The following is a 26,396-nucleotide window of genomic DNA, read 5'->3' on the forward strand; positions in this document are numbered from 1 at the left end:
TATTTTGTGCAGGCAGCTTAGTTACTGGTGTCCAGCGCCGGGAAGCTCTTGACCAGATCATCAATGGCTTTCATCTGCACCAGGAAAGGCTCCAGCTTATCCAGTGGCAGCGCCGACGGGCCATCACACTTCGCACTGTTCGGTTCCGGGTGGGCTTCGATAAACAAGCCTGCAATCCCCACCGCCATACCGGCACGGGCCAGTTCGGCCACCTGAGCACGGCGACCACCGGAGGCAGCACCGAAGGGATCGCGGGTTTGCAGCGCGTGCGTTACGTCGAAAATGACCGGCGAGTTGTGGGTCACGTTCTTCATTACGTTAAAGCCCAGCATATCCACAACCAGGTTGTCATAGCCAAAGTTACTGCCACGATCGCACAGAATCACTTTGTCATTTCCGCCTTCGGTAAACTTATCGACGATGTTGCCCATCTGGCTCGGACTGACAAACTGTGGCTTCTTCACGTTAATGACCGCACCGGTTTTCGCCATCGCCTCAACCAAATCGGTCTGACGCGCGAGGAAGGCTGGCAGCTGAATCACATCAACCACATCAGCAACGGGCTGCGCCTGCGCTGCTTCATGAACGTCCGTGATGATTTTCACGCCAAACGCCTGCTTCAGCGCCTGGAAAATCTTCATGCCCTCTTCCAGGCCAGGACCACGGTAAGAGTGAATAGAGGAACGGTTAGCTTTGTCAAAAGACGCTTTGAACACGTAAGGAATGCCGAGTTTGTCGGTCACTTTTACATAGTGCTCGCAGATGCGCATGGCGAGATCGTAGGATTCCAGCACGTTCATGCCGCCGAAGAGAACAAATGGCAGATCGTTTGCGACCTTGATATCACCGATACTGACGACTTTCTGTGTCATGCCCTTTCCTTATCTGGGGTGACGCTTAATGCAGCGTCACGCGTTTTTGTTCGATTGCGTGAATCTGAACTTTGATCATCTCGCTGACCGGGTCTTCAGGACACTGTTCAACGAAGTAGGTTAAGTCATTTAACGCGATATGCTCGCACTCAAGCTGAGCGTAAATTAAACCACGGTCGCGAATCTCATAGGGATCATCTGGATCAATCCGCAGTAACACCTGGCTGACGTTCAGCGCCAGTTCCATCTGCTTCTCTTCCATCAGCGCCGCTTTCAGCGTATCCAGCATCTTGCGCATGACGCTCTCGGTTTTGGCTTCGTCCAGATCGTCATCATACAGACGCGCCAGCGGACTGATATTGCCTTTTAGCCACACTTCCAGCGTGTGCGTGTCCAGCGTGTCCCCGTTAAAGGGATTAATCAGCCATTTATCCCCGTCGAGCCAGTCGGCACGCAGAATCAACTGGGTCGGGAAAATAACCGGCATCAGGGGCAATTCGAGTTCAGCCGCGATATGCAGCAAAATCACGCCCAGCGACACAGCCGTGCCCTGACGGGTTTTCAGGACCTTATCCAGCCAGAGTGCATCTGACAGGTTATAAACCCCGCTGGCACCGCCAAATTTCCACTGTTTGTAAAACAGCTCCAGCAGCTTTTCGAGCTTTAAATCGGCATCCTGTTCCTGACTGACGTAGTCACGGGCTTCCGCCACTAACGCAGCTAACTGTGCTTCAACCGACAGCGCCGGAAAGTCAGTGCGGATGGCCATCGTGGCACCAATCACTGCCTCACACAGCGGCGTCTCACTGTAATCAAGTTGTTCGGTGGAGCTCATACTATCCCCAGTAACGGCATTTTACTCAGTGCCAGCTTAATGATCGTCACCAGCGCAATCAATGCCACGATAAAGGCGATCCAGCGGGTGCGGTCAGAACGAGGGCGGCGACTTAATGCCACCGACCCAAGGGCAATATAGATAATAACGCCTAACAGCTTCTCAGTCAGCCAGCTTCCCTGAGGCGAAAACGGATAGAAATGGGTGATCATCACCAGCGATGCGCCGCTCAGGAGCAACAGCGTGTCATTAATATGGGGAAGAATGCGCACCCAGCGCTGTTGCAGTATGGCAGAGCCCACGCGTTGCCAGTAAAAACGCAGCAAAAACAGTGAAATGGTGACTGCCACGGTCAGCAGGTGCAGATTCTTAATTAGCGGATAGTAAGCAAACATCGTTCATCCATGTTGTTCTTCAGTATTCAGTCGCGCGCTTAAGCCGGACCGGAGGCTGCCTGCCCAAACGTGACCCGGGGATGACCGCCATAATCCTTCGCCGTCGCCACGGACAGATAATGGTGCTGTTGCATCAGCTGACGCACGGCTTCATCCTGTTGCCAGCCGTGCTCAAGCAGCAGCCAACCGCCAGGCTGCAGCCAGTTGACCGCTTGTTCAATTAGCAGCCGTAAATCCGCCATGCCCGCCTCGTCCGCCACCAAAGCGCTGCGCGGTTCGAAGCGCACATCGCCCTCGTTAAGATGACGATCGTTGGCGTCGATATAGGGAGGATTACTGACGATCAGGTCGAAGCGGGCAGGCGTGAGCTGCGCAAACCAGTGGCTGTGTAAAAAAGTGGCGTTAGGGATGGCCAGATAATCGGCATTGCGTTTTGCCAGTTCTACCGCCGCAGGAATGCGATCGATGCCAATAATGTCACAATCCGGACGTTCACTGGCGATCGCCAGTGCAATCGCCCCGCTTCCGGTGCCAAGATCCAGCACCCGCGAAGGTGACGCGGGCAGATGCGCCAGCGCCTGTTCCACCAGTATTTCCGTGTCGGGCCGTGGGATCAGCGTGGCGTCGTTCACCTTTAGCGGCAGCGACCAGAACTCCCGTTCGCCCACCAGATGGGCAATGGGTTCGCCCCGGGCGCGACGCGCCAGCAGAACCTCTAGCTGTTGCAACTGGGCATCCGTGAGCAGGGTTTCATCAAAGGCCACCAGCCAGCTGCGGGATTTGCCGGTGACAAACCCCAGCAGGATCTCGGCGTCTCGTTTCGGACTGTCGCCCCCGCATAAGGTGGCGACCGCCTGCTTGAGCCAGTGACGGATATCCATTAATCCTGACCGGCCAACGCTGCCAGTTGGTCAGCCTGATATTCCTGCACGATAGGCTCAATCAGACTGTCCAGCTTGCCTTCCATGATTTCGTCCAGACGGTAGATCGTCAGGTTGATACGATGGTCGGTTACGCGGCCCTGGGGGAAGTTGTAGGTGCGAATACGGTCGGAACGATCGCCGCTGCCGAGCAGATTACGGCGCGTGCTGGCTTCGACTTCGTGACGTTTTGCCATTTCAGCCGCATGAATACGTGCGCCCAGTACGGACAAGGCTTTGGCTTTGTTTTTATGCTGAGAACGTTCGTCCTGGCACTCCACCACGATACCGGTTGGCAGGTGGGTAATACGGATCGCGGAGTCGGTGGTGTTAACGTGCTGACCACCGGCACCTGAGGAGCGGAAGGTGTCGATTTTTAAATCCGACGGATTGATTTCCGGCAGCTCGGCTTCCGGCAGTTCTGGCATCACCGCCACCGTACAGGCGGAGGTGTGGATACGGCCCTGGGATTCGGTTTCCGGTACACGCTGAACACGGTGTCCGCCTGACTCAAACTTCAGCCGACCATAGGCACCGTCGCCCATCACGCGGGCGATCACTTCTTTGTAGCCGCCGTGTTCGCCCTCATTGGCACTGACGATTTCTACCCGCCAGCGACGTGCTTCGGCGTAACGGCTGTACATGCGGAATAAATCACCGGCAAAGATGGCTGCTTCATCGCCGCCGGTACCGGCGCGCACTTCCACAAAGCAGTCGCGCTCATCGTCGGGATCTTTCGGCAGCAGTAACAGCTGCAGTTGTTGCTCCAGCAATTCGCTTTTTTCGCGCGCTTCCAGCAGCTCTTCCTGCGCCATATCGCGCATCTCTGGATCGTCGAGCAACATTTTAGCGGTTTCGATATCTTGCTGGTTCTGCTGCCAGTCGCGGAAACAGCGCGTGACATCGGTCAACTGAGCATATTCACGCGACAAAGCACGAAAGCGGTCCTGATCGGCAATCACGCCGGCATCGCCCAGCATCGCTTCCACTTCTTCGTGGCGCTCCTGCAGCGCTTCCAGTTTAGCAACAATAGAGGTTTTCATTTAACTGTGGGATTCCCGTAACAGATGACGACAGCAGTGTGCCTATTCGAGACCCAGGCTGTCGCGTAAAATCTGCAGGCGTTCGCTATCGCCGTCGCGTGCGGCCTGCTGAAGAGATTTGGTTGGTGCATGAATTAAACGATTGGTCAGCTTATGGGCCAGTTCCTGCATCACTTTTTGCGGGTCGGCACCCTGCTGTAGCGCCTGTAACGCACGGCCTTCCAGCTCTGCGCGAATATCCTCTGCCTGAGAGCGATACTCGCGAATGGTGTTGACCGCGCCTTGCGAACGCAGCCATGCCATAAAATCACTGCATTCCTGCACGACAATGCTTTCTGCCTGCACCGCAGCGGCTTTACGCTGGGCGAGGTTTTGCTCAATGATGGCCTGCAGGTCATCGACGCTGTAGAGATAGGCGTTGGCTAACTTGCCCACTTCCGGCTCCACATCGCGTGGAACCGCAATATCGACCAGCAGCATCGGCTGATTACGGCGCGCTTTCAGCGCACGTTCCATCATCCCTTTACCAATAATGGGTAACGGGCTGGAGGTAGAGGTAATCACAATATCGGCGTCGGCCAGACGGGAATCGATATCGGCCAGACTGATCACTTCGGCGCCCACTTCATTTGCCAGCACTTCCGCCCGTTCACGGGTACGGTTCGCGATGATCAGCTTTTTCACCTGATGCTGGCTCAGATGACGGGCCACCAGCTCAATGGTTTCTCCCGCGCCAACCAGCAATACGTTTACCGTGGACAGCGATTCAAAGATTTGACGCGCCAGCGTACAAGCGGCAAAGGCAACGGACACGGCGTTCGCGCCAATATCGGTTTCGGTACGGACGCGTTTGGCAACGGAGAACGTTTTCTGGAACATGCGTTCCAGCTCGCTGCTAAGCGCATGGCCGCGCTGAGAGTCGGCAAAGGCTTTTTTCACCTGCCCCAGAATCTGAGGTTCACCTAACACCAGGGAGTCCAGCCCGCTGGCAACGCGCATCAGGTGGCTCACCGCCTCATTATCCTGATGCCAGTAAAGGCTGTTACGCACATCCGCTTCATCAAGCTGATGATATTCGCACAGCCAGCGCACCAGACGCTCCTGGAGATCGACCTGTTGCTCTACACTCAGGTACAGCTCGGTTCGGTTACAGGTGGAGAGCACGACGCCACTCTGCACCATAGGCTGAGATAACAGGCTGTTTAAGGCCTGCTCCAGCGACTCCGGCCCGAACGCAACGCGTTCGCGCAGAGCAATGGGTGCAGTTTTGTGATTGATTCCGAGTGCGAGCAGCGTCATAGCGTTTTAGTTGGGTTGTCCCAATAAATGTCAGGTTTTTGTGAAGCGCATTCTACAAGATGCAGCAGATCAAGAAAAGCCATACAAAGGCTATGACTGTAATAAGATTAAGCCGATCATAGCGTTTTTGCCGTATAACAGCATTGACGGTTAAAACGCGGATGGTTAGCGTTACCTGTTATCAATTAAAAATGTGTCCGAGGAGATGACCACTTGATGCTGACTTCTACACGCAACCTGTTGCGCCTTTTACCCCTTGCCAGCGTTCTGCTGGCTGCCTGTAGCATCAATAAACCACAAGGCCCTGGCCCAAGCGTCACCGCGCCGCAGTGGCAACAGCATCAGCAAGCCGTCAGCCACGTCACGCAGTATCAGACGCGCGGCGCGTTCGCCTATCTGTCGGATAAACAGAAAGTTTATGCCCGCTTTAACTGGCAGCAGACCGCTGCCGATCGCTATCGCCTGCTGTTAACGAACCCATTAGGCAGCACCGAGCTTCAGCTGGATGCTCAGGGTTCGGTGGTGCAGATTGTGGACAACAAAGGCAAACGTTATGTCAGCAACGATGCGCAGAAGATGATCTCGCAGCTGACCGGTATGGATATCCCGCTGACCAACCTGCGCCAGTGGATGATGGGCCTGCCGGGCGATGCGACCGATTACCAGCTCAACGAGCAGTATCAGCTGCGCAGTCTGAACTATAAGCATGACGGCCAGAACTGGCAGGTGACCATTGCTGACTATGACAACAAGGTCAACCCACCGCTGCCCGCCAGCCTGGAATTAAAAGAAGGCGATCAACGTATTAAATTACGCATGGATAACTGGACGCTGAAATGATCACCACCTGGCCTGCTCCGGCAAAACTGAATCTTTTTTTGTACATCACCGGGCGTCGGCCAGATGGTTACCATAATCTGCAAACCCTGTTTCAGTTTCTGGATTATGGCGACAGCCTGGACATCACGCCCGACCAGAGCGACGACATCAGGCTGCTGACGCCGGTGCCGGGCGTGCCGGATGCACAGAATTTGATTGTGCGTGCGGCCGAAATGCTCAAGGCGGCGGCGCGCGAAAACGGCAGCCTGCCTGCCCGGGCCGGTGCGCGTATTGCCATTGAAAAGCGTCTCCCTATGGGCGGCGGGCTCGGCGGCGGCTCATCCAACGCCGCTACCGTACTGGTGGCGCTGAACCACCTGTGGCAAACGGGTTTTTCACCCGAGGCGCTGGCGCAAATGGGCGTGAAACTGGGTGCCGACGTGCCGGTTTTTGTGAAAGGCTATGCCGCCTTTGCCGAAGGCGTCGGTGAGGTGCTTTCTCCAGCATTGCCTGCGGAAAAATGGTATCTTGTTGCACATCCAGGCGTTAGCGTGGCAACACCGCTGGTCTTTAATGACCCGGCGCTCACCCGTGACACGCCCGTGCGCACTTTATCGGCACTTTTACAGGCTCCGTTCATCAATGATTGCGAATCAGTAGTAAGAAAACGTTTTCGTGAGGTTGATGAGCTTGTTTCATGGCTGCTAGAATACGCGCCGTCGCGCCTGACGGGTACAGGTGCTTGTGTGTTTGCTGAATTCGACACAGAGCATGCTGCTCGCCAGGTGCTGGAGCTTGCCCCACCATGGGTGCGCGGTTTTGTAGCCCGAGGCCTTAACGTCTCGCCGTTACAGCGCACTCTGCAAGGCGATTAGCGATAGCGTGACTGTGTCACCCCGTTCCAGACACAGCACGTTTCGCACTCACATACCCGTGTGAACGTTCACGACAGTATTCGCCGGTTACTGTCATGACGTTCATTCTCTGGACGCAAAGCCTGAGGTTCTTCTCGTGCCTGATATGAAGCTTTTTGCTGGTAACGCCACCCCGGAACTAGCACAACGTATTGCCAACCGCCTTTACACCAGCCTGGGAGACGCCGCCGTTGGTCGTTTCAGTGATGGCGAAGTAAGCGTACAGATTAATGAAAATGTACGCGGTGGTGATATTTTCATCATCCAGTCCACCTGTGCTCCCACCAATGATAATTTGATGGAACTGGTCGTGATGGTCGACGCGCTGCGTCGTGCTTCAGCTGGTCGTATTACCGCTGTTATCCCCTACTTTGGCTATGCCCGTCAGGACCGCCGCGTGCGTTCTGCCCGTGTACCTATCACGGCCAAAGTGGTGGCTGACTTCCTTTCCAGCGTTGGTGTTGACCGTGTTCTGACGGTTGACCTGCACGCGGAGCAAATCCAGGGCTTCTTCGACGTCCCGGTTGATAACGTATTCGGCAGCCCGATTCTGCTGGAAGATATGTTACAGATCGGTCTGGAAAACCCGATTGTTGTGTCTCCGGACATTGGCGGCGTGGTGCGCGCCCGCGCCATTGCCAAACTGCTCAACGACACCGATATGGCGATTATTGATAAGCGTCGCCCACGGGCGAACGTTTCTCAGGTGATGCATATCATTGGTGACGTTGCTGGCCGTGACTGTGTGCTGGTCGACGACATGATCGACACCGGCGGCACACTGTGCAAAGCCGCGGAAGCGTTAAAAGAGCGCGGTGCCAAGCGCGTCTTCGCTTACGCTACGCATCCTATCTTCTCTGGCAATGCGGTGGAAAACCTGCGTAAATCTGTGATCGATCAGGTTATCGTGTGTGACACCATTCCGTTATCTGAAGAGATGAAGTCGCTGCCAAACGTACGTACCCTGACCCTGTCAGGTATGCTGGCCGAAGCCATTCGCCGCATCAGTAACGAAGAGTCCATTTCGGCTATGTTCGAACATTAATCTTCGCAGGCCGGGCATCATGCCCGGCCTTTTCTTTTTCCCTCGCCGTTCCCCTCCGACAAAGCTGCTTGATTTACAGAAATTTCCGTTATGAGTCACCTCTGTTATTGTCACGCTCACTACGAAAAACTCTTTCGCTAAAATTATGTTATCTGGCCTTTTGCCTTTCTACGTTGAGTGGTAATTTGCCCGCACTTTTTATTGCGATCTCCGTCCACTATGAACCTCGACGTCTTTACGTTATTTATTTGCGAACTCTACGTACTGGGGTTTATGAGTCTGATTATGGTCTTTGCCTGGGTCGGTTCACACTATGACCGTATTCTGGGCTATGTCTGTGCCGCCATCGTGCTGACGCTGATCGCCTTTTTCCTCAGTAGCCTGCGCAGTCAGGGATACCATTTCTTGCCGGTGGCCGTGAGCAATGTGCTGGTCATGCTGGCTTACGGCGGATTACTCAGCGCCTTTCGGACATTTTGCGGTAAATCACCGGGGATGGCTGGCCTGGCTGGGGCGGCCTTGTGGTCACTGCTCTGCCTGATCCCGGCCTTCTATGACAGCTTATCCCTGCGTGTTCTGGTGCTCTGTCTGCTCTGTATCGCTTACACCGCTACATTCATTTACTTACTCTGGCTGGCACGCCGCGATATGGATGCTACCTTCTGGCCTGCACAATTATTGCTCTGGACCCATCTGATTTTTCATGTCGCCCGCTTATTTCTGGATAACGCCCGTCCCATTGGATTACAGGGGGCGATCAGCGGTTCTGATTTTTCGGTCTATGTGATTATCGAATCGATGCTCTTTGTGATTGGCTTCACCGTAACCATTCTGGCGATGGTGAATGAACGCACGCGTAATGCATTAAAAAATGCCTCACTTCACGATCCGCTGACCAATATCTGGAATCGTCGTGCGCTGTTTTCCGGCGCGGATAATATGACCCGGCAGTGCCTGAAACAAAATAAGGCACTAACGGTCGTCTTATTCGATCTTGATCATTTCAAAGGGATTAATGATCGCTACGGGCATCAGCAAGGGGATCAGGTATTAATTGATTTTTGTCACAGGGTTTCAGGGATGTTGCCACAGGAAGGTCACTTTGCCCGACTGGGCGGTGAGGAGTTTGCCGCGCTGCTGCCCTTACCTTTTGAGCCGGCCAGAGACTGGTGCGAAGCGGTGCGCCATACCATTCAGCTTTCGCGTCCTGGTCAGATCGACTATTCGGTCAGTATTGGTTTTGCCACCGCCGATGAGCGTTATATTGATTTTGGCGAGCTGATGGCTCTGGCGGATAAAGCACTTTACCGCGCCAAAGCCAAAGGCAGAAACCGAACAGAACCTTATCGGGTTATGTCAGAAAATCTAATGTGACGAATGATGGGTTCGGCGGCAGCGTTTATCGCCGTAATGACGGACCCAGTAATAGCGATCTTCGACTTTTTCACGACCGCTGATACAGGCACCCACCAGCCACAGTAGTGCGCCAAAGAAAATGCCGAACATTGCACTTTGAGCCAGTATCTGCGGCAGATTAAGCGACGGCAGTTGGTTAACAATCGAAAAACCGACGCCGAGAATCATGGTCATTAAACCTATGACCATCAGGGCATTACCTGCCATGCGTGAGTGATGACGTTTCATCTTTCACCTCCTGTGTGTGCGGTCGGATGAGCGCACACAATGTTAAACTGCTGATAGTGTAGGCAATGCCGTCAGGCTAATTTGTGAACTTAATCACATAAAGACCAGATGATTTGTGACCAACACGTTATTCCAGCTTATTGATTTAGATGAAAAATAATTAATCACTGACACTAATAAATTCTCTGGCACAGTCTTTGTGATCCGCGTCCCGGCACAGTAAACTATCGCCCTTTGGTTATAACAGCAGGATATTCCTTGTGAGCAGCATAAAACTGATTGTGGGCCTGGCGAATCCCGGCGCTGAATATGCCGCCACGCGCCACAACGCGGGTGCCTGGTATCTGGATTTGCTGGCTGAGCGTCACAATCAGTCGTTAAAAGAAGAAGCCAAATTTTATGGCTACACCGCACGCCTGGCTTTAGCCGGTGAAGACGTGCGTTTGCTGGTGCCGACCACCTTTATGAACCTGAGTGGCAAAGCCGTGGCGGCCATGGCGACCTTCTATCGCATTGCGCCCGAGGAAATTTTAGTGGCCCATGATGAACTCGATCTGCCACCGGGCATTGCAAAATTCAAACAAGGCGGCGGTCATGGCGGTCACAACGGCCTGAAAGACATCATCAGCAAGCTCGGCAACAACAACAACTTTCATCGCCTGCGCATTGGCATCGGCCATCCTGGCGATCGAAATAAAGTGACCGGTTTTGTGTTGGGCAAGCCCCCGGCCAGCGAGCAAAAACTGATTGACGATGCCATTGATGAGGCCGCGCGCTGCACCGAACTGTGGCTAAAAGAAGATCGCATCAAGGCAATGAACCGCCTGCATGCCTTTAAGCCTGTCTAATCGCCCAGATTGTCGCGAATCTGTGTATAATGCGCGAAAATTATCTTACGTTTCCGGTGGAGCCTGCCTAATGGCTCTGCCCATCCAGCTATAAAGGGTACTAAACCATGGGATTCAAATGCGGTATCGTGGGCCTGCCAAATGTCGGTAAATCCACTCTTTTCAACGCGCTGACGAAAGCGGGTATTGAAGCGGCTAACTTCCCCTTCTGCACAATTGAACCCAACACTGGCGTCGTCCCTATGCCAGACCTGCGTCTGGATCAGCTGTCTGAGATCGTTAAGCCGCAGCGTGTCGTACCGACCACCATGGAATTCGTTGATATTGCCGGTCTGGTAAAAGGCGCATCCAAAGGTGAAGGCCTGGGCAACCAGTTCCTGACCAACATCCGTGAGACCGAAGCGATTGGTCATGTGGTGCGCTGCTTTGAGAACGACAATATTATTCACGTAAATAATAAGGTCGATCCGGCTGATGATATTGAGACCATCAATACCGAGCTGGCGCTGGCAGATCTGGATACCTGTGAACGTGCTTTACAGCGCGTACAGAAAAAAGCCAAAGGCGGCGACAAAGACGCCAAGGCTGAACAGGCCGCACTGGAAAAATGCCTGCCGCATTTAGAAAACGCCGGTATGCTGCGTGCGCTGGATCTGACAGAAGAAGACAAAGCCGCCCTGCGCTACCTGAGCTTTCTGACGCTGAAGCCGACCATGTATATCGCCAACGTCAACGAAGACGGTTTTGAGAACAACCCGTACCTGGATAAAGTGCGCGAAATCGCCGAGAAAGAAGGCTCTGTGGTCGTGCCGGTCTGTGCCGCCGTGGAGTCCGACATCGCCGAGCTGGAAGATGAAGATCGCGATGAGTTTATGGCCGAGCTGGGCATTGAAGAGCCAGGTCTGAACCGCGTGATTCGCGCCGGTTATTCCCTGCTGAACCTGCAAACCTATTTCACCGCTGGCGTGAAAGAAGTTCGCGCATGGACCATCCCTGTCGGTGCCACCGCGCCGCAGGCGGCCGGTAAAATCCATACCGACTTCGAGAAAGGCTTTATTCGCGCGCAGACTATCGCGTTTGAAGACTTTATTGCCTATAAGGGCGAGCAAGGTGCGAAAGAAGCTGGAAAAATGCGCTCAGAAGGGAAAGAGTACATTGTTAAAGATGGCGACGTGATGAACTTTTTGTTTAACGTCTAAATCGCCCTTATTGCCTTATGAGGTTTTGTTGAATCTCATAGACATCGCAAATACCCCTAAATCCACGCCGTTGCGTGGATTTTTCATTTCATAAGATCTCAATTCATCTCGTAACAGCGCATTCAAAAATGCATACATGGATGAGTACAACATTCTTCCATCTCATTTTACGTGGGCCCAATAACGGTATAAGAAATAAACAAGGCCCCGCTATGCTCACTGATACGCACTGCCGCATTGCCAGGCCGCTATCGGCTCAATGAAATTAATGGCCTTCACTTTGAAGTGAAACCCAATGGCAAAAAGGCATGACGCTATCGGTTTAAACTCAACGGTAAATCCAGCATGTTTGCGTTGGGCGAGTATCCGACGGTCAAATTTGCAGAAGCCCGCGAGAAATGCGAGCAAGCGCGTAAGCAAGTCGCGAATGGAGTTAGCCCTACACAGGCTCGCCAGTTAGATAAGATCCGCAAGGTCAATGACGCATCCAACACCTTTGAGCTAGTCGCTAAAGAGTGGTTGCAGATGAAAGACTGGGCCGAAATCACTAAAACGCGGCGACTGGATATGCTTGAACGTGTGGTTTTCCCCGCAATAGGTAAGCTCCCTGTCAGGGAAATCACCCCGCACCACATTCTTAAAATTCTTCAGGAAACGGCTAAGCGCGGCGCTCCGTCTGTTGCCGCTGAAGCACGACGTACTATTTCATCGGTTTTCGAGTTGGCAGTGGCAACGCTTAGAGCTGACAGCGATCCTGTCTGGCCTGTACGCAAGGCGCTTCCGGCGAATAAGCCACAGCACAAGCAGGCATTGAATCCACAGCAAATCGGGAAGCTATTAAGCTGTTTTGATAACAGTCGCGGCTCGTATCATGTTAACTATTGCATGTGGCTGATGTGGTGGACGCTGGCGCGACCAGCCGAAGCCACCGAGGTTGGATGGGCAGAATTCGATCTTGGTAATGCACTGTGGACCATTCCGGCTGCGCGCATGAAAGCTCGCAGAGAACACATTATTCCCCTCCCAAGCCGTCAACATGCTCAGAACGCTACAAGGATTAACCGGGCATCGACAGCACCTTTTTCCGGGCAGGGATAATCCGAAAGGTCCAATGACATCGCACTCCCTCCGCCAGCTACTTAAAAGCCTCAGCTGGAGTGGGACATACAGCCCCCATGCCACCAGAACTACAGGGAGTACACGTTTAAACGAGATGGGCTATCGACCTGATGCTATTGAGGCTCAACTTGCCCATGCTGATACCAATAATGTTCGTCGCACATACAACCATGCAACGTATCTTGATGAGCGTAAAGGATCCGACATTACTAACTGAGCCTTGTATCTAATCCTGGGGGCAGATCAGAGTTACTGGCCTCAATAGGCAGCACGGGAGACTCATATGACAATACGATGGCAGAAAAGGGCTGTACAAAGCGGAGGTGACCCACAGGCAAAGCTGAAAAACCGGCAGGATGTTGAACTGGCCATTCTGAAATGGGTGGACTGGTACAACAATTACTGATTAATTGAACGTACCGGATATATATCCCGCCAGTGGGGGCAGAAAAAGCGTATTACGCTTCACTGAATGAGGGGGATTTGGCAGTCTGAATACTCAGGCAAAATACTCTCCAGGATTACCGGGGCGGTTTATCCATTAATCGGCAAGCGGCTTGGGTATCTGCATTTCGCTGCATCGTTTTGCCAGTAACTCTGTACTAATGCCATTCAGCACAGTTATACGCTCCGCGAGCCAGCTCCAGACCAAGTAGTGCAGCGTTTCCCGCTCCTAGGACAAAGTCTGCGCGGCATCGTGTGGATTAATCTCTGACATTGCGTCTCCTCTCCTATGGGATACATTATCAGAAATCTTTGCATGTTGATGAATGAAAGAAATCTGGCCTACTTCTCATTTATTGGCTCGACTGAAACTGAGAGGGAAGAGATTGACGTCATTTTGCAAGATACGCGGGAAAGCGCTGGCGATGGGTTCTTTAAATAAGCCGATTTCGAATCGGGAAAATCTTGACGTTATCAGAACTGATTGATTGGGAGAAGCGACGTGGGGCTATATGAGAAGTGGTGTGAGTCCATTAAAGAAAATGACGGACGCAAGTACTACTGGACGTATGTCGAGAAGGACGGCGGCCGCGATGATATCCGCGAGGACCTTGCTGAAACCATTCGCTCGCACTATGACCGACTTGAACGCATCGCCGATGACGTAGGGCGACTAGGATACAAGGTTGCAGCCAAGATCCTCAGCGAGGCAATGCCTAATACACCCAAGGGACGCTCTGGCGACCTCGGCGAAATTCTTGCAACTGAACTAGTGGAGGAAGAAATCGGTCTGCGGGTACCCGTGCGCCGGCTCCGCTACAAGGATGGCCGTAACATGGCCATGCGCGGCGATGACTTCATCGGTGCGGGCTACCAAGACAATAAGCTCTGGCTGCTAAAAGGTGAAGCTAAAAGTAACCAGAAGCTTGGCAAAACCACGGTTACCGCCGCGCGCAAGGTCCTCGACCGCGACAATGGCCGCTGCACGCCTGACTCGCTGCTGTTCGTCGCCAATCGCCTGCTGGAGAGCAACGACGCTGGCGATAACGCACTGGGTCGCGACCTTCGTGACGAAGTGGGTCTTAAGTCTATGCCAGCCGATCGCATCGACCACATGCTCTTCACCGTGTCGGGTAACGACCCTCACGCTTCCCTGAAAGAGAACCTTGAAGCCGCTGGAGTCAACAGGGACCATTACGTCGTGAACATTCACGTCGAAGACCATCAGGATTTCATTGCGGCAATGTACCTAGAGGCGGAAGATCTTGGAGACGACTGAAGAATTAAGCACCTTCCTGACGGCCGCTACAGTTGACGGTATTCTCGGGCGCCTCCTCTATCGCGGTGCAGCTTGGTCGTTGATGCGCAAGAATGGCGTATTGCCGCAAAACGCTCCGCCGCTTGGCGCAACCATCGAAACAGATCTTGCCGAGCACGGTTTTGCCCTGCTTCGAGGCGCAATGGCACTGCGGGCTCAGGCTGGTGCTTCGGAACTCACTGGCAAGGCCTTTGAGCGCGCAGCCAACGCCTTCGAAGCCCTCGTGCGTAATGGTGATCCAGAGTCGCCTGATCGCGGATTCCGCCGCACCATTGCTGCTGCAGCCTACCATCTAGCCGGCTTCTCGGCCGTCGCCTTTTCAATCTTCAACGAGATAGAGGAAGACCTTAACGTCTCACCCGGCGAAATAGCGATCCGACACCTGATACTGCGCGATCTCGATCAACTTCTCGGCTTCGTTCGCGAGTGGTTGGATGATGGGGCTCACGGCGATGAGCAGATCGCGGCGGCCCTGCAGGGCGGAGACGCTGACGTCGACGAAGTACTGTCGACAATTCTCAATACAACGATCTGCCGTGCCCTGGCATTTTTCGACTTCGCGCTTGAGACGGGCGAGGTTGAGTCGTTCGAAGCCGCGCGAGGGCTCCTTACCACCGCTGTTGGGCTTGCCGACAACGCTGAGAACGTCCCGCTGTGGTGGATCTCGAACCTCTGCCTTCACCTGATCGACGACTTGTGGCAACACTCACTACACCAGAATTTGCCGACTGAGCCACCCGAGGGTGCGGAGGAAAAATATCCCGACCTGCGGCGGTTGTTTATATCTTCCCTTTACGCCCGCAAGACCTCAGAAGTGGAGCTATGGCCATCGCAGCGCGAAGCCGCCCAGCGCTCCACAGACGTCACTGACGATCTGGTCGTCGCCCTGCCGACCAGCGCGGGCAAAACACGGGTGGCAGAGATTGCCGCGTTAATGACCCTATCCTCCGCACGCCGGGTGCTAATCGTCACACCGCTGCGCGCTCTTTCGGCCCAGACCGAACGATCTTTCAGGAAGACCTTCGCGCCCCTAGGGTTTGGTGTCTCTTCTCTCTACGGCGCCAGCGGCCTTTCGGCCGGTGATGAAGACGCCCTCCGCACACGGGAGATCATCATTGCGACGCCCGAAAAACTCGACTTCGCGCTGAGAAGCGACCAGACGTTGATTGACGATGTCGGCCTGATCGTCCTCGACGAAGGCCACATGATCGGTCCTAGTGAGCGTGAAATCCGCTATGAGACGCTCGTGCAGCGTCTACTTCGGCGCACGGATGCGGCAGAGCGCCGAATAGTTTGCCTTTCCGCGATCCTGCCAAGCGGCGACGAACTCGACGACCTTACCGCATGGATTCGTTCCGACGAACCCGGGGAGCCTGTGCGTTCCGACTGGCGCCCAACGCGCCAGAGATTCGGCGCGCTTACCTGGCGAGGTAAGGACGCGTTGCTACGGCTCGATCTAGACGACGATGGCCCCTTCCTTGACAAATTCGTCGCGGAAAAACTAGCGCTCGGGAAGGAGAAGAAGCCCTATCCACGCAAGAACTCGCACCTCGCTCTGTTCGCGGCATGGGAGTTCGCGAGCCAGGGCAAGCGCACCTTGATCTTCTCTACCCAAGCAAACTGGGTCGAGAGCTACGGCAAACAAGTCGTGGACCTCTGCAAGCGCGGCTATCTGGACTCGTTGCTGGAAGACGAGGCTCCAATCGCCCGCGCCCTAGAAGTCGGCAAGGAATGGTTGGGCGAGGATCACCCTGCCGTGGCCAGCCTGAAGGTGGGCGTTGCCATTCATCACGGCCGACTGCCGAGCCCGTTCCTACGCGAACTGGAACTGCTTCTATCCGAAGGAGCGCTAAAGGTCATTGTCGCTTCGCCGACGCTCTCGCAGGGCCTCAATCTCAACGCTGCCGTGCTGCTTGTGCCCGCGCTATATCGCGCCTCAGAGAAGATCAAAGGCGAGGAGTTCGCGAACGTGGCCGGCCGCGCCGGACGTGCATTCGTCGATGTCGAGGGGCTGATCGTCCATGTCATGTTCGACAAAATCAAATGGCGAAAGAAAGAATGGAGGGAACTGGTCGCCTCTGCCAAGGCCAGGACGCTTAAAAGCGGCCTTATTCAGATCGTTGCCGAAATCCTTGAGCGTCTATCACGCGAGGGCGTCTTGGATATGGATGACGCCTGGGAATATCTCGCCAACGCCCGCGAGGCTTGGAGGTCACCTGACGAAGAAGCAGTGGTAGCAGAACGACTGGCAGCCGCAGTGGAATACGACGACGCTTCCACCGACGATGAAGACGAGACGGATGACGAGGAGGAAACCATCGACGAGGAGCCCCTGTCTCAGCTCGTCGAACGCCTCGACGCCACCGTATTCGGTCTGATCGAAGCCCTAGACGCTGATCGCGCCGATCTACCTAAACTTCTAGACGAGGCGCTCAGGGGGTCACTCTGGGCTCGCCAAATTGCTCGGGAGGACGAGAATGTCGCTTCCCTGCACCGGAAGGTATTCGAAGCACGCGCTGCTCTCATCTGGAAAGCTACCACCACCCCTACGCGACGCGGGCATTTCGCGATGGGAGTAGGGCTCGAAGCTGGCCTCCTCATCGACGCTATGGCGGACGAGTTGGCCGAACTCATCGACAGGGCAGACAGTGCAGCGTTGAGCGGCGACATCAACGAACTCGCCGATGCTCTCGGCGGACTCGGCGAACGCCTGCTGTTCATGCGGCCTTTCATCCCTGACAAGACGAACGCGCTGCCGCCGAACTGGAAAGCTATCCTACGTAGTTGGGTGTCCGGGGAAGAAGTCTCCAAGATCGGTCCGCAGAACATGCGGGCGGTCGAAGATGCCTTCACCTATCGGCTTGTCTGGGCGCTAGAAGCCGTCCGCACCCGGCGCATGTCCTTCGGCTGGTCGCCGGATACGGTGGCGGGCGCTGCTGCGGCTGCGGTCGAAACCGGTGTCCCCCAGTTCATGATGGCGATGCTGATCCGCGCAGGCCTGCCGTCACGGCGCGCGGCAATAGCGGCCATCGAAGATGCTGAACCAGTCTTCGTCACGCCCGCAGAAATGCGGGCCTGGCTTGAATCCGACGAGATTACGGCCAAAACCGACGCAGGCGACTGGCCAACACCCGACACCTCCGCGTTATGGGCCCGCTTCCGAACCGAAGCTCTCAGCGGAGGTATCCAGAAATGGTCCGTCGAACGCTATAAGCGCCTACTCGATACCGAGTCCTCCCCGCCCGCTGGCCTCTATAGAATCCTCACCGACGAAGGGGACGCGCGGACTTGGCTGGCAACCCCCGACTACCAGCGGATCGCCGTCTTCAAGAAGCCAGCGGTTGATCCCAAGCCCAGTCTATTCTCGGGACAGTTGCCGGGCAAAACCCGGCTCGTGGATGCTCTACGCGTCGGCCGCGGAAAGTTGCGTTGGCCGACTGCCGACGTCTAAAAGGGAACGGTCAAGATGCTGTATGCCTGGATCGACGAACAGAAGCGCGCACCTGTCGCGAAGGGAGAGTGAATAAACTGCCATGACTGTGGCGACATGCTAACCGCCGTTATGCTTGTCGAGAATGCGCTCCATGGGTGGCATAAGGCGGACGACTGTAATCCCTGGAGTTAGCCAGAAGTTTCTTGGCACCTCGTTTGGAAAGAGCACTTCGATATCTCCTTCCGCGAAATCGCGCAACGCGATTTCGCGGAAGGAGAGCTTCACCGAGTTGACATCCTAGTCCGTAGCAGGACTTATTCCATCAATGGGCTCATTGCAGTAACAGATATCAGCACCTAACTTCTGTTGCCAGGCCCAAACGTTCCGAACCGACGGCAATACTCTTCTGCCCCAAGAGCCATCACCTCAACGTCATGCTCGTTCACCTCGATAGCGTTCTTTACACTAAGCTCCCGCTTTAGGATTGCTAGCTCTGGAATAAACTTCGGCTCAGCCCGTCCATTAAATATCGCAGGAAGAAGCAAATACGCGCGTGACTGCCTGTAAATATTAAGAAAGCGGATCAGGTTGACATCGGTTTCTGCATGCATGGTTTGCATACGTGATGCCATCATGAAGGTCTTGCCTGACGTTTCGCCCTTATCATTAGAAAGCCTAGAAGTGATAAGAACACGGTAATGCGCCGGTTCGTCAACGGATATTCCACGCAGAATCGCCAGGTAAATTTCGTCCTGCTTATCGACCGTTCCTAGGCGTTGACGCCAACGTGAAAAAATCTTCCTCGCGGCATCCTCGTGCTTAAACATGAGCGCAATCGCTGGAGGATACGAGGGCCCCCAATGAGTAAAAGCAGTTCCATTCCAACCAGCTTGATCCCAAAGATGAACATCTATAACTGAGCGAACACCCAGATCGCGATGATCACTTGTTAGGGGCGGGGAACTTCGTTTTCCTACCGTCGAGCATCTTTCCTGATCCTCAACCGTGTCTAATAAGCGGCGGATGATAACGGGACGCGACGACTCAAGAGTGAACTCCGATATCGCCATCTGCGTCCAATCACTGAGCTTCGATAGCCCTTCCTTGAATACGCGTTGCCGACTATTGCCGACAATTACGACCATGCTAATGCGATCAAGCACCGCCTCATTGCTGAAGAGATGTTCGATCGTTTTTCGCATATCCTCCACGTAGCAAGTGGCAGCAAAAATCTCAGCAGCCAATCCAATCAGCATTTTCTGGATGTCGGCCTGCCGGGCAAATGTAGCTGGTTTGAGCCCAGTCGGCCAGCGAACTATCGCCTTCATTTCATCAGTATTGATGGTGTAGTCAGGTGCCAGCACTTCAGAACTATCTTGAAGTGATATAGTGAAGTTCTCTGTATGCGCTACGGCGCCGCTTTCGATTGCGGTTGCAAAAAATGCTTCAACGGATCCTATTACTGCTTCTGCAGCAAGAACTAAGGCATCGGAGGACGGGTGAAAGACTGCCACACGAATGCCCTGAACTCTTGAGACAAGGCACTGCGAGTCTGCCTCGTTAAAGATGACAGGACCATGCTGGTTGCTAGATACCGGTTGGCTAGCAAGCAAAGTAAATAACTCGGCCACCTTCTCTGGCGTCTCTTCTTGCGGTATTGATCCCTCCCGACGAAGTTCGGCTTCATGGCCGAGCGCGTAAATCAGCGAGTTTCGACTTTGTTGCAGACCGAGTCCACCAAGAACGTCAGGTAATCGCACAACGTGTTGAAGTTCTTCCGCTGTGAAATTTAGGATTAGGCTCGCCAGGATAAGATCTAACTCCGTAAGTCGCTTCGCGATACGATCTTTTGATGAGTCGTCGAGCGGAAGCATCGCCGTACAACCTCGAACTAACCGAACAGCTTCGAGAGCGTCTGGAAGATGCCGAAGTTCGATAGCAATCCAAGCGAGGGCCATAACCATGGGTACGATCGAAGCCGAAAGGTCACTGTCCTCCTCGGCTTCGATGAACATCGAAGCCATTGCAAAAATGCATGTAGCCCGCGCAGCCCAGAGCAATCCGGCACTACGATAAGCAAACGTGAGCAGTTGCAGCGCTTCGATCAGAGAATCGGCATATTCTTTTTTAGTGAGTTGCCGCGCGGCTTTGCCCAACAAACGAATGATTTCGAAGTTATCTTCGAAATCGAGTTGTTGCGCTCGCTTGAGAAGTACTAACGCCCCCTGAGCTTCACCGGTACGTTCAGAAACAAACGCTGCTACCTCGTCAACCAGTTGGACATAACTACTATCCTTACCGGCGACGAGCCCGAACACCTCAATCATTTTAGTCAAACGCTCAGCAGAAAACTCACCGAGACCTCTCGCACGCTTGACGACATCCGAGAATTGCGGCCATAGCGAACTCAGTTTTTCAGTATCTTGTTTAAGTATCGCCTGATTGACTTCTATGACGAGTAACGACGACAGGGCCTCCAAGGCATTATTTGGACGTTCTTTATTCTCAGCAATTAGCTTTAACCTCTCGGTCAATCTAGATGCTCGCTCTTCAAGCCTAGCCTCTTCGACCGTCAAATGCTGATGAATGACCGAGTTGAATAGCAATTGTACTAGATTACAAAGAAACTCAAGGTTTATGGCGTGATCCGTGTCGCTCACCAGATTCGCAAACTCGTCGTACCTTCCGTTCAAATACGCGATGTCATCGAACCACCAAAAGGCGGTCCAGATGGACTCGTAGTGCGCTTCCAACTTCTGGCGATAAGTTCCATCTTGTTCAGCGAGTCGAATTGCACGAGCAAACCGACCATCTGTCTCGATTCGTGGGAGCTCTAGATTACGCGACAACTTAGCTGCCACCAGAGATTCCGTAACTCGTTGCATTTTCATCCCAGAAAATGCCTCCGGATTGCCGAGCGTTTTCTCGATGTCTTCAAGTTGCTGTGAGCGGGAGTAATCTGTGGGCCCCAGACGCCTTGAGCCTGCAACCTCCTGCCCTACACCAAGGTAATTAAAGGCTAGGTCCTTACGATCATTACTGACGACCTGATCAACAATCCAACTCCGGTCAAGAATAGTGATGGTCACACCGTACTGTTTCGAAAGTTCATCCTCGACGCGGGCGCGATCCTTCGCCCGAGCGAACTGCGCTGTTACACAATAAACTTTCTGATAGCCACGCTGCGTAGCCACAATGCCTGCAACGTCATTGCGAACTTTCTCCGCCCACTTTCTCTTAGCACTGAAAGCGAATGCCCAACGCTCCTGTGCAGCATTTGCGTCCCCCACATACGTGAGAGTAGCAATCTCGTCGGCAATCGGAATAGTTTCTGAATCAGCTTTGCTGTCCCCTCCTCCCTCCGGACCGGTAGCAGGCTTCAAGTTTGGGCAGATCGTGCGTTCGCACAACTTGCGACAAAATATCTCGAAATCATGGGTCTGGTTACGCGATGTAATACTATCGAGGTGGTACTCAAGTGCCGAGGCATCGAGCTGATATGCTGTGCGATCGCTGGTATCCGAGTAAAATTCAGGACGCAGTTCGCGCATGAATTTTGATGGCGTCACCCCTTTTTCTTGTTCTCTTTCAGCCATTCATTACCTCTTAAATACGAGTTCCACCATCGTATACATGCGAAGAAAATGTTCGAGAATGCCGCCATGCACTTTTGCGTCAAGCGTAGGATTCCATCACCTCTAAACCAATGCTCCCAGCTCGTTGTAACCAGAGTGTAAAGCGAGAACGTTTACCTATTCCCGAACAACTCATTTTTTATACAAAAAAAGATATTGAATTAGCCATCAAGATGCCTTAATGGCTGTTTTTTTTGCTATGTTTGCTTCGTGATATTTACTTTTACAACAATTTTCCCATTTCTAGCCCATCAATAAAATTCCCGTACCACTGCATCATCTCCCTCCTTCCTTCCAGATACAACGCATGGTTATACGTCCCACGAATTGCATTCTTATCGACATGCGCAAGCTGGGTTTCAATCCATGCCGTATTGAACCCTTCCTCATGCAAAATCGTACTCATCGTATGGCGGAAACCATGCCCCGTTACCTTCCCCGTATATCCAATCCGCTTAAACACCTGATTAATACTCGCTTCACTCATCGTCTTGCGGGGATCATTACGTCCCGGGAACACCAGTGGATATCGCCCTGACATCACTTTGAGTTGCTGTACGATTTCCAGCGCTTGGGTAGAGAGGGGGACAAGGTGAGGCCGTTTCATCTTCATACGCTCTGCAGGTATTTCCCACACCGCTTTTTCAAGATCAAACTCACTCCAGAAAGCCCCCCGAAGCTCGCCGGTGCGAACTCCCGTAAGGATCAGCAGCCGAGCGGCAAGAACAACTAGCGGGCTTCCTGTATAGCTGGATAGGGCTTTAAAGAAGTCTGGTAACTCCTCAACGGTAAGAAAGGGATAATGCTTCGATTCATGCCCTGACATCGCGCTGGTTAGATCCGCTGCAGGATTGTATTCCGCACGACCGGTAACTATGGCGTAGCGAAAGACTTCACTGCAGCGCTGGCGAACCTTCCTGGCCTTCTCTTTCGCGCCACGGTTTTCCATTCGACGCAGCACATTCAGCAGAACCAGCGGTTTGATTTCATTCACCGGCTGCTGGCCGATATAGGGGAAAATATCTTTATTGAAAGCTTCGATAATGTCGGAGGCATAACCCTCTGACCACCGGCTCACCTTCGTTCCGTGCCATTCAAGCGCCACAGCCTGAAACGTGTTGTTGAGCTGCACATCGCGAACCAGCTTTTCTTCTTTCTTGGCGAAAGACGGATCGATGCCCTCGGCCAGCTTTTTCTTGGCTTCATCGCGTAGTGCCCTCGCTTGCGCAAGGGACACTGCTGGATAGACACCAAAAGCCATACGCTTCTCTTTTCCATTGAAGCGATACTTCATCCGCCAGTATCTGGAACCAGAGGGAACAACCTCAAGATACAAACCAGCACCATCTGCCAGCTTATAGGCTTTCTCTCTGGGTTTAACAGCGCCTACCTGTCGCGCATTCAGCTTCATTGGGGGCATTTCCCTGGACCGAACACAGAATGCCCCCAATTGCGACTTGATTTCGATTGATTCCAGTTGATGACAGGAGATAAGATACGGGCCAGAAACCGCAGTATACGGGCTTTTAGTTGATTTCGGTAGACTTGGGAAGAGTTTGAAATGGTGCCGATAATAGGGGTCGAACCTACGACCTTCACATTAAGAAAGCAAGCTAACTCCAAAATGAGTATTATAAAGATAAATTTTTAAATAAAACATAAATATCAATATTATACAATTTAAATCACGGCTTAACGTCTAATCTATTTTCTCACGAGGTTCATTTGAATCGACTGAGAGATAACAGACCTGAAAAAGCCACGCAATTGCGTGGCTTTTTCTTTCTGGTTTAAAAAAGTAAAATCAGCAAAACGCTCTTTTTCCAAAAACGACTTTAGATAACAAGACAAACCCCTTGAATCTCACAAGCGCATATCAACGTTAAGCATATAATTATTTCAAAGATAGTTAACTGTCAGAACTGGAAATAATCACTCATCATCAAACCAATAATAATTTTTAATCACCATTAAAATAACGTTTCTCTATACTCACTTAACCGACATTCTGCGCATCATTATCAAACGCCGTATCCTGTTGAACATTATTATATTTTTAGTTAATTACTCAGAAAATTCTCAATGACATTATAGAGATTTGGGAGGAAAAAAATGCTATTCTCTTCAGAACTCGAGGTATATCTTAAGGAAAGGAAGCAATGATTGATTGCATACTCGATTTCGACAAGATTTCAGCTGACAGAAAAAAGCTGTCTCTGGCATGTCCCGGCATTGGCAATTTTGACGTTTTTAGCGGCGATGTCCCCTTTACAAACCGTGCTGAATGCACATCCATTGATCACTCTGCCATTCCAAGTGGTAAATACTGGATTGTTGATCGGCCCGAAGGCCCCTGGAAATCTCGTTTGCTGACATGGGGAAAGGATTTTGCGACAGGTAACGATCACAGCACATGGTTTGGCCTGTACAGAGATGATGGCAGCATTGATGACCACACCTTTATTAGCGGCATCCAGCGTTCAAACTTCCGAATTCATCCCTTAAGACCGGATGGTTCAGGCACATCCTGGGGTTGCATCACGTTCTTCCGTACCAGCGATTTCATGTCATTTCGCCAGTCCCTCCTCAGAGTACAGAAGGGCAAAGTTAAGCATACTGATTTAACGACCTACGGAACAGTCACGGTCAAAGGTTCAGTTACGGGGCCATGCTATGTCAGGTAAAAAAATTCTCTATCCACTACTTTTCGTTGTGATTACGCTTTGCCTGGTGAGAAGCCGGATCTTACTCAACGTTGCGGATACCATACTTGTGCACATTGACAGGACATGCAGGGATTCATCTGTACAATGCACAGGTGGTGATTACGACCTGGCATTGCTGATAACGGCATTAATAGTGAATAGCGTTGTAGCTTTAGCATTTGTTGGGATAATTGCGAAAATTATTCGAACGTTGCGGAAAAAAACGTAACAAATTTAGAATGGCATACACGCCAGTTTTTTTCGTGGCACACAGAAGGGTTTTACTGTTTGCCACTTTCATAAGCCACAATCTTTCCTGTCCATCACCCTGCTGACTTCGATAATGCTATAAGAATATAGTGCTTCATGCTTATTTTAATTAAAACACGCCAATCAAATAATTCGACTTAATATATGATTTAGTGTCGACCTCTCATTATGTTTACTTCACTCGCGCAAAAAAAAATTCAGGCCATTGATTATTCGATAAAAGCCACGTTATTGTGTCGTTTTCCTTTCATTGCCCTTCTTTTAAGAGAGGTAGACGCACAGATGGCGCTCAGCTTTTGCAGAAAAATGGCCAACACCGAAGTGCGCTGATGAGCGGCAAGTCTTTCACCCCTCCTTAAACTCTTCACTGACCCCAAACCTTTCACCCGCTTTAAATCATGAATTGCCTAAAAAGACGCGGCGACATGCCCTGTTCATCATTGATATAACACTCACGCCTCTTCATCACGAATCTCATCCCGCGCCGCATGACGGGTGGCTCGGGCGACCGTACCCCCATCCATAAGGATTCCCTGCAACAGCAGATTATAAACCGGTGCCTGGGGACGATTCAGGCGGTTCTGCAGTAGCTGAATCGCCTCGTAGCCCAGTTCACGACAGGGCACGGCAAAGCCAGTGATAGATTTGTCTGGCGGCCCGGCTAACCGGCTCGCCAGATCGGTAGTCATCAACGACATATCCTCGGGAATACGCAACGATCGGGCACGCAACACATTTTGTACCCCGGTGATAATGCCTTTACCTACCGGCAAGATAACATCTGGCCATGCTTCACGTGGATGACTATCCAGCCAGCGATTAAGCGCATCCTCGGTCTCACCGGAGGAATAGGCTTCGATCACAATCAGGTCTTTCTGCGGACTAAAGGGGATATGAAAATGGCGGTAAGCATCTTTAATGCCTTCCAGGCGCAAAAACAGCGTCTCACGACTCAGACAGGTCACGGTCAGCACGCGACGATGGCCCTGTTCAAACAGATGCTGCATAGCCCCAAAACCAATCGCATGGTGATCGGGTGAAACCGCATCCAGCTTCATGTCTTTGTCTCGGGAATTAATTAACACGCAGGGCTTATTGAGTGTCGCGGCCAGATTAAAAATCGCCTGGTCGTCAGTCCCGATGATGATGATAGCGTCGTTACTTTTTGCACCCGCCTTTTCAAGAAACAGCTTCACATCGGCACGCTGTTCCTCAAGCGGATAGTAGCTGATATGAACGTCGTGCGTTGCACAGGCTTCTGCGATGCCGCGCGTCACTTCGAGATAAAAATGATCGCCACGCGGGGTAAAGGTGCGCGCTGGGGCAAACACAATAAGGCTGTTGATCAACAGGCGGCTGCTTACCATGTCATGCAATACGCCAAGACGACGCGCACAACTGACGATAGCCTCACGTGCTTTATCACTGGTGTAGGACTTACCGCTCAGCACGCGCGAGACCGTACTGACGGAATAGCCCGTTTCTGCTGAAATTTCGTCCATTCTGAGCTTGCCAGCCATAATGTGATCCCCATCCCAATCATTTTTTGCAATTTTTTGCAGCCATAGTGGATTGATAATACGGTGATTTTACATTCCGTTCACAAACATCCACCTCGCTCTGCGAACATTCTCACAAA

General features: G+C 52.6%; 19 protein-coding genes and 2 pseudogenes. 11 read left to right on the plus strand and 10 right to left on the minus strand.

Translation table 11 applies throughout. The features are described 5' to 3' along the window. Positions 1 to 17: 17 nt before the first annotated feature. The 6 genes from kdsA to hemA are packed head-to-tail and all read right to left on the minus strand — an operon-like array spanning position 18 to position 5,364. Positions 18 to 872, minus strand: a complete 855-nt coding sequence (kdsA, locus tag QNH99_RS12970) for a 3-deoxy-8-phosphooctulonate synthase (RefSeq protein ID WP_410516773.1) — start codon at positions 870 to 872, stop codon at positions 18 to 20. Between the two features lie 25 nt (positions 873 to 897). Then, complete coding sequence (gene sirB1, locus QNH99_RS12975) at positions 898 to 1,707, minus strand: invasion regulator SirB1 (RefSeq protein WP_063879325.1); 810 nt, start codon at positions 1,705 to 1,707, stop codon at positions 898 to 900. Next, positions 1,704 to 2,102 carry a SirB2 family protein gene (locus QNH99_RS12980; protein WP_410516774.1) on the minus strand — a complete coding sequence of 133 codons (399 nt, stop codon included), beginning with the start codon at positions 2,100 to 2,102 and terminating at the stop codon, positions 1,704 to 1,706. The genes sirB1 and QNH99_RS12980 overlap by 4 nt, the downstream gene beginning before the upstream one ends. Positions 2,103 to 2,140: 38 nt before the next feature. Beyond that, positions 2,141 to 2,983, minus strand: coding sequence for a peptide chain release factor N(5)-glutamine methyltransferase (prmC, locus tag QNH99_RS12985; protein ID WP_096012477.1), 843 nt, complete (start codon positions 2,981 to 2,983; stop codon positions 2,141 to 2,143). Further along, the gene (gene prfA / locus QNH99_RS12990) at positions 2,983 to 4,065 is read right to left on the minus strand and encodes a peptide chain release factor 1 (protein WP_109716206.1); all 1,083 of its coding nucleotides are present in this window, start codon (positions 4,063 to 4,065) and stop codon (positions 2,983 to 2,985) included. Before prfA ends, prmC begins: the two co-directional genes overlap by 1 nt. Before the next feature lie 42 nt (positions 4,066 to 4,107). Beyond that, positions 4,108 to 5,364 (minus strand): glutamyl-tRNA reductase, encoded by a 1,257-nt coding sequence (hemA, locus tag QNH99_RS12995; RefSeq protein WP_410516775.1) that lies wholly within the window; start codon positions 5,362 to 5,364, stop codon positions 4,108 to 4,110. A 216-nt stretch (positions 5,365 to 5,580) separates the two neighbouring features. Here hemA and lolB point away from each other — a divergent pair, with 216 nt between their 5' ends. The 4 genes from lolB (at position 5,581) to QNH99_RS13015 (ending at position 9,516) form a co-directional block, all read left to right on the plus strand. Next, entirely contained in the window at positions 5,581 to 6,204 is a 624-nt protein-coding gene (lolB, locus tag QNH99_RS13000) for a lipoprotein insertase outer membrane protein LolB (protein WP_063879320.1), read from the plus strand. Next, positions 6,201 to 7,058, plus strand: coding sequence for a 4-(cytidine 5'-diphospho)-2-C-methyl-D-erythritol kinase (gene ispE / locus QNH99_RS13005; protein ID WP_063879319.1), 858 nt, complete (start codon positions 6,201 to 6,203; stop codon positions 7,056 to 7,058). The genes lolB and ispE overlap by 4 nt, the downstream gene beginning before the upstream one ends. A gap of 136 nt (positions 7,059 to 7,194) precedes the next feature. After that, positions 7,195 to 8,142 (plus strand): ribose-phosphate diphosphokinase, encoded by a 948-nt coding sequence (gene prs, locus QNH99_RS13010; RefSeq protein ID WP_006118899.1) that lies wholly within the window; start codon positions 7,195 to 7,197, stop codon positions 8,140 to 8,142. A 219-nt stretch (positions 8,143 to 8,361) separates the two neighbouring features. Then, a complete protein-coding gene (locus QNH99_RS13015) occupies positions 8,362 to 9,516 on the plus strand; it encodes a GGDEF domain-containing protein (RefSeq protein WP_410516776.1) in 1,155 nt (384 codons plus the stop codon). Here the strand turns inward: QNH99_RS13015 and ychH are convergent. After that, positions 9,508 to 9,786, minus strand: coding sequence for a stress-induced protein YchH (gene ychH, locus QNH99_RS13020; protein WP_063879317.1), 279 nt, complete (start codon positions 9,784 to 9,786; stop codon positions 9,508 to 9,510). The genes QNH99_RS13015 and ychH overlap by 9 nt on opposite strands. 260 nt (positions 9,787 to 10,046) lie before the next feature. On the opposite strand from ychH, the gene pth reads away from it, so the two are divergent. From pth to QNH99_RS13050, 6 genes and pseudogenes are all read left to right on the plus strand, one after another. Next, positions 10,047 to 10,634 carry an aminoacyl-tRNA hydrolase gene (gene pth / locus QNH99_RS13025; protein WP_014606001.1) on the plus strand — a complete coding sequence of 196 codons (588 nt, stop codon included), beginning with the start codon at positions 10,047 to 10,049 and terminating at the stop codon, positions 10,632 to 10,634. 107 nt (positions 10,635 to 10,741) lie between these two features. Next, positions 10,742 to 11,833: a redox-regulated ATPase YchF gene (ychF, locus tag QNH99_RS13030; protein WP_063879316.1), complete on the plus strand. Its 1,092-nt coding sequence runs from the start codon at positions 10,742 to 10,744 to the stop codon at positions 11,831 to 11,833. A gap of 212 nt (positions 11,834 to 12,045) precedes the next feature. After that, positions 12,046 to 13,169 (plus strand): annotated as a pseudogene (locus tag QNH99_RS13035) (tyrosine-type recombinase/integrase). Between the two features lie 26 nt (positions 13,170 to 13,195). Next, positions 13,196 to 13,447, plus strand: a pseudogene (locus QNH99_RS13040) (IS3 family transposase); the annotation flags it as partial. A gap of 451 nt (positions 13,448 to 13,898) precedes the next feature. Continuing rightward, positions 13,899 to 14,675: a DUF1837 domain-containing protein gene (locus QNH99_RS13045; RefSeq protein ID WP_410516777.1), complete on the plus strand. Its 777-nt coding sequence runs from the start codon at positions 13,899 to 13,901 to the stop codon at positions 14,673 to 14,675. Next, entirely contained in the window at positions 14,662 to 18,165 is a 3,504-nt protein-coding gene (locus tag QNH99_RS13050; protein WP_410516778.1) for a DEAD/DEAH box helicase, read from the plus strand. The genes QNH99_RS13045 and QNH99_RS13050 overlap by 14 nt, the downstream gene beginning before the upstream one ends. A gap of 338 nt (positions 18,166 to 18,503) precedes the next feature. Here QNH99_RS13050 and QNH99_RS13055 read toward each other — a convergent pair whose 3' ends face one another. Together QNH99_RS13055 and QNH99_RS13060 are read right to left on the minus strand one after the other, a co-directional pair. Then, positions 18,504 to 21,743: a tetratricopeptide repeat protein gene (locus tag QNH99_RS13055; RefSeq protein ID WP_410516779.1), complete on the minus strand. Its 3,240-nt coding sequence runs from the start codon at positions 21,741 to 21,743 to the stop codon at positions 18,504 to 18,506. Between the two features lie 262 nt (positions 21,744 to 22,005). Beyond that, positions 22,006 to 23,193: a tyrosine-type recombinase/integrase gene (locus QNH99_RS13060; RefSeq protein ID WP_410516780.1), complete on the minus strand. Its 1,188-nt coding sequence runs from the start codon at positions 23,191 to 23,193 to the stop codon at positions 22,006 to 22,008. A 748-nt stretch (positions 23,194 to 23,941) separates the two neighbouring features. On the opposite strand from QNH99_RS13060, the gene QNH99_RS13065 reads away from it, so the two are divergent. Then, on the plus strand, positions 23,942 to 24,466 hold the full coding sequence (locus tag QNH99_RS13065) for a DUF2778 domain-containing protein (protein ID WP_109716202.1): 525 nt from the start codon (positions 23,942 to 23,944) through the stop codon (positions 24,464 to 24,466). A 743-nt stretch (positions 24,467 to 25,209) separates the two neighbouring features. Here the strand turns inward: QNH99_RS13065 and QNH99_RS13070 are convergent. Then, positions 25,210 to 26,277: a LacI family DNA-binding transcriptional regulator gene (locus tag QNH99_RS13070; RefSeq protein WP_256853733.1), complete on the minus strand. Its 1,068-nt coding sequence runs from the start codon at positions 26,275 to 26,277 to the stop codon at positions 25,210 to 25,212. Between the last annotated feature and the right edge of the window lie 119 nt (positions 26,278 to 26,396).

The sequence above is a fragment of the Pantoea allii genome (assembly GCF_046529425.1).
Classification (GTDB): domain Bacteria; phylum Pseudomonadota; class Gammaproteobacteria; order Enterobacterales; family Enterobacteriaceae; genus Pantoea; species Pantoea allii.

Bases quoted from the DNA above. Each gene is read 5' to 3' on its own strand.
- kdsA (WP_410516773.1), bottom strand. From the start codon at position 872: ATGACACAGAAAGTCGTCAGTATCGGTGATATCAAGGTCGCAAACGAT.
- sirB1 (WP_063879325.1), bottom strand. From the start codon at position 1,707: ATGAGCTCCACCGAACAACTTGATTACAGTGAGACGCCGCTGTGTGAG.
- QNH99_RS12980 (WP_410516774.1), bottom strand. From the start codon at position 2,102: ATGTTTGCTTACTATCCGCTAATTAAGAATCTGCACCTGCTGACCGTG.
- prmC (WP_096012477.1), bottom strand. From the start codon at position 2,983: ATGGATATCCGTCACTGGCTCAAGCAGGCGGTCGCCACCTTATGCGGG.
- prfA (WP_109716206.1), bottom strand. From the start codon at position 4,065: ATGAAAACCTCTATTGTTGCTAAACTGGAAGCGCTGCAGGAGCGCCAC.
- hemA (WP_410516775.1), bottom strand. From the start codon at position 5,364: ATGACGCTGCTCGCACTCGGAATCAATCACAAAACTGCACCCATTGCT.
- lolB (WP_063879320.1), top strand. From the start codon at position 5,581: ATGCTGACTTCTACACGCAACCTGTTGCGCCTTTTACCCCTTGCCAGC.
- ispE (WP_063879319.1), top strand. From the start codon at position 6,201: ATGATCACCACCTGGCCTGCTCCGGCAAAACTGAATCTTTTTTTGTAC.
- QNH99_RS13015 (WP_410516776.1), top strand. From the start codon at position 8,362: ATGAACCTCGACGTCTTTACGTTATTTATTTGCGAACTCTACGTACTG.
- ychH (WP_063879317.1), bottom strand. From the start codon at position 9,786: ATGAAACGTCATCACTCACGCATGGCAGGTAATGCCCTGATGGTCATA.
- ychF (WP_063879316.1), top strand. From the start codon at position 10,742: ATGGGATTCAAATGCGGTATCGTGGGCCTGCCAAATGTCGGTAAATCC.
- QNH99_RS13055 (WP_410516779.1), bottom strand. From the start codon at position 21,743: ATGGCTGAAAGAGAACAAGAAAAAGGGGTGACGCCATCAAAATTCATG.
- QNH99_RS13060 (WP_410516780.1), bottom strand. From the start codon at position 23,193: ATGAAGCTGAATGCGCGACAGGTAGGCGCTGTTAAACCCAGAGAGAAA.
- QNH99_RS13065 (WP_109716202.1), top strand. From the start codon at position 23,942: ATGATTGATTGCATACTCGATTTCGACAAGATTTCAGCTGACAGAAAA.
- QNH99_RS13070 (WP_256853733.1), bottom strand. From the start codon at position 26,277: ATGGCTGGCAAGCTCAGAATGGACGAAATTTCAGCAGAAACGGGCTAT.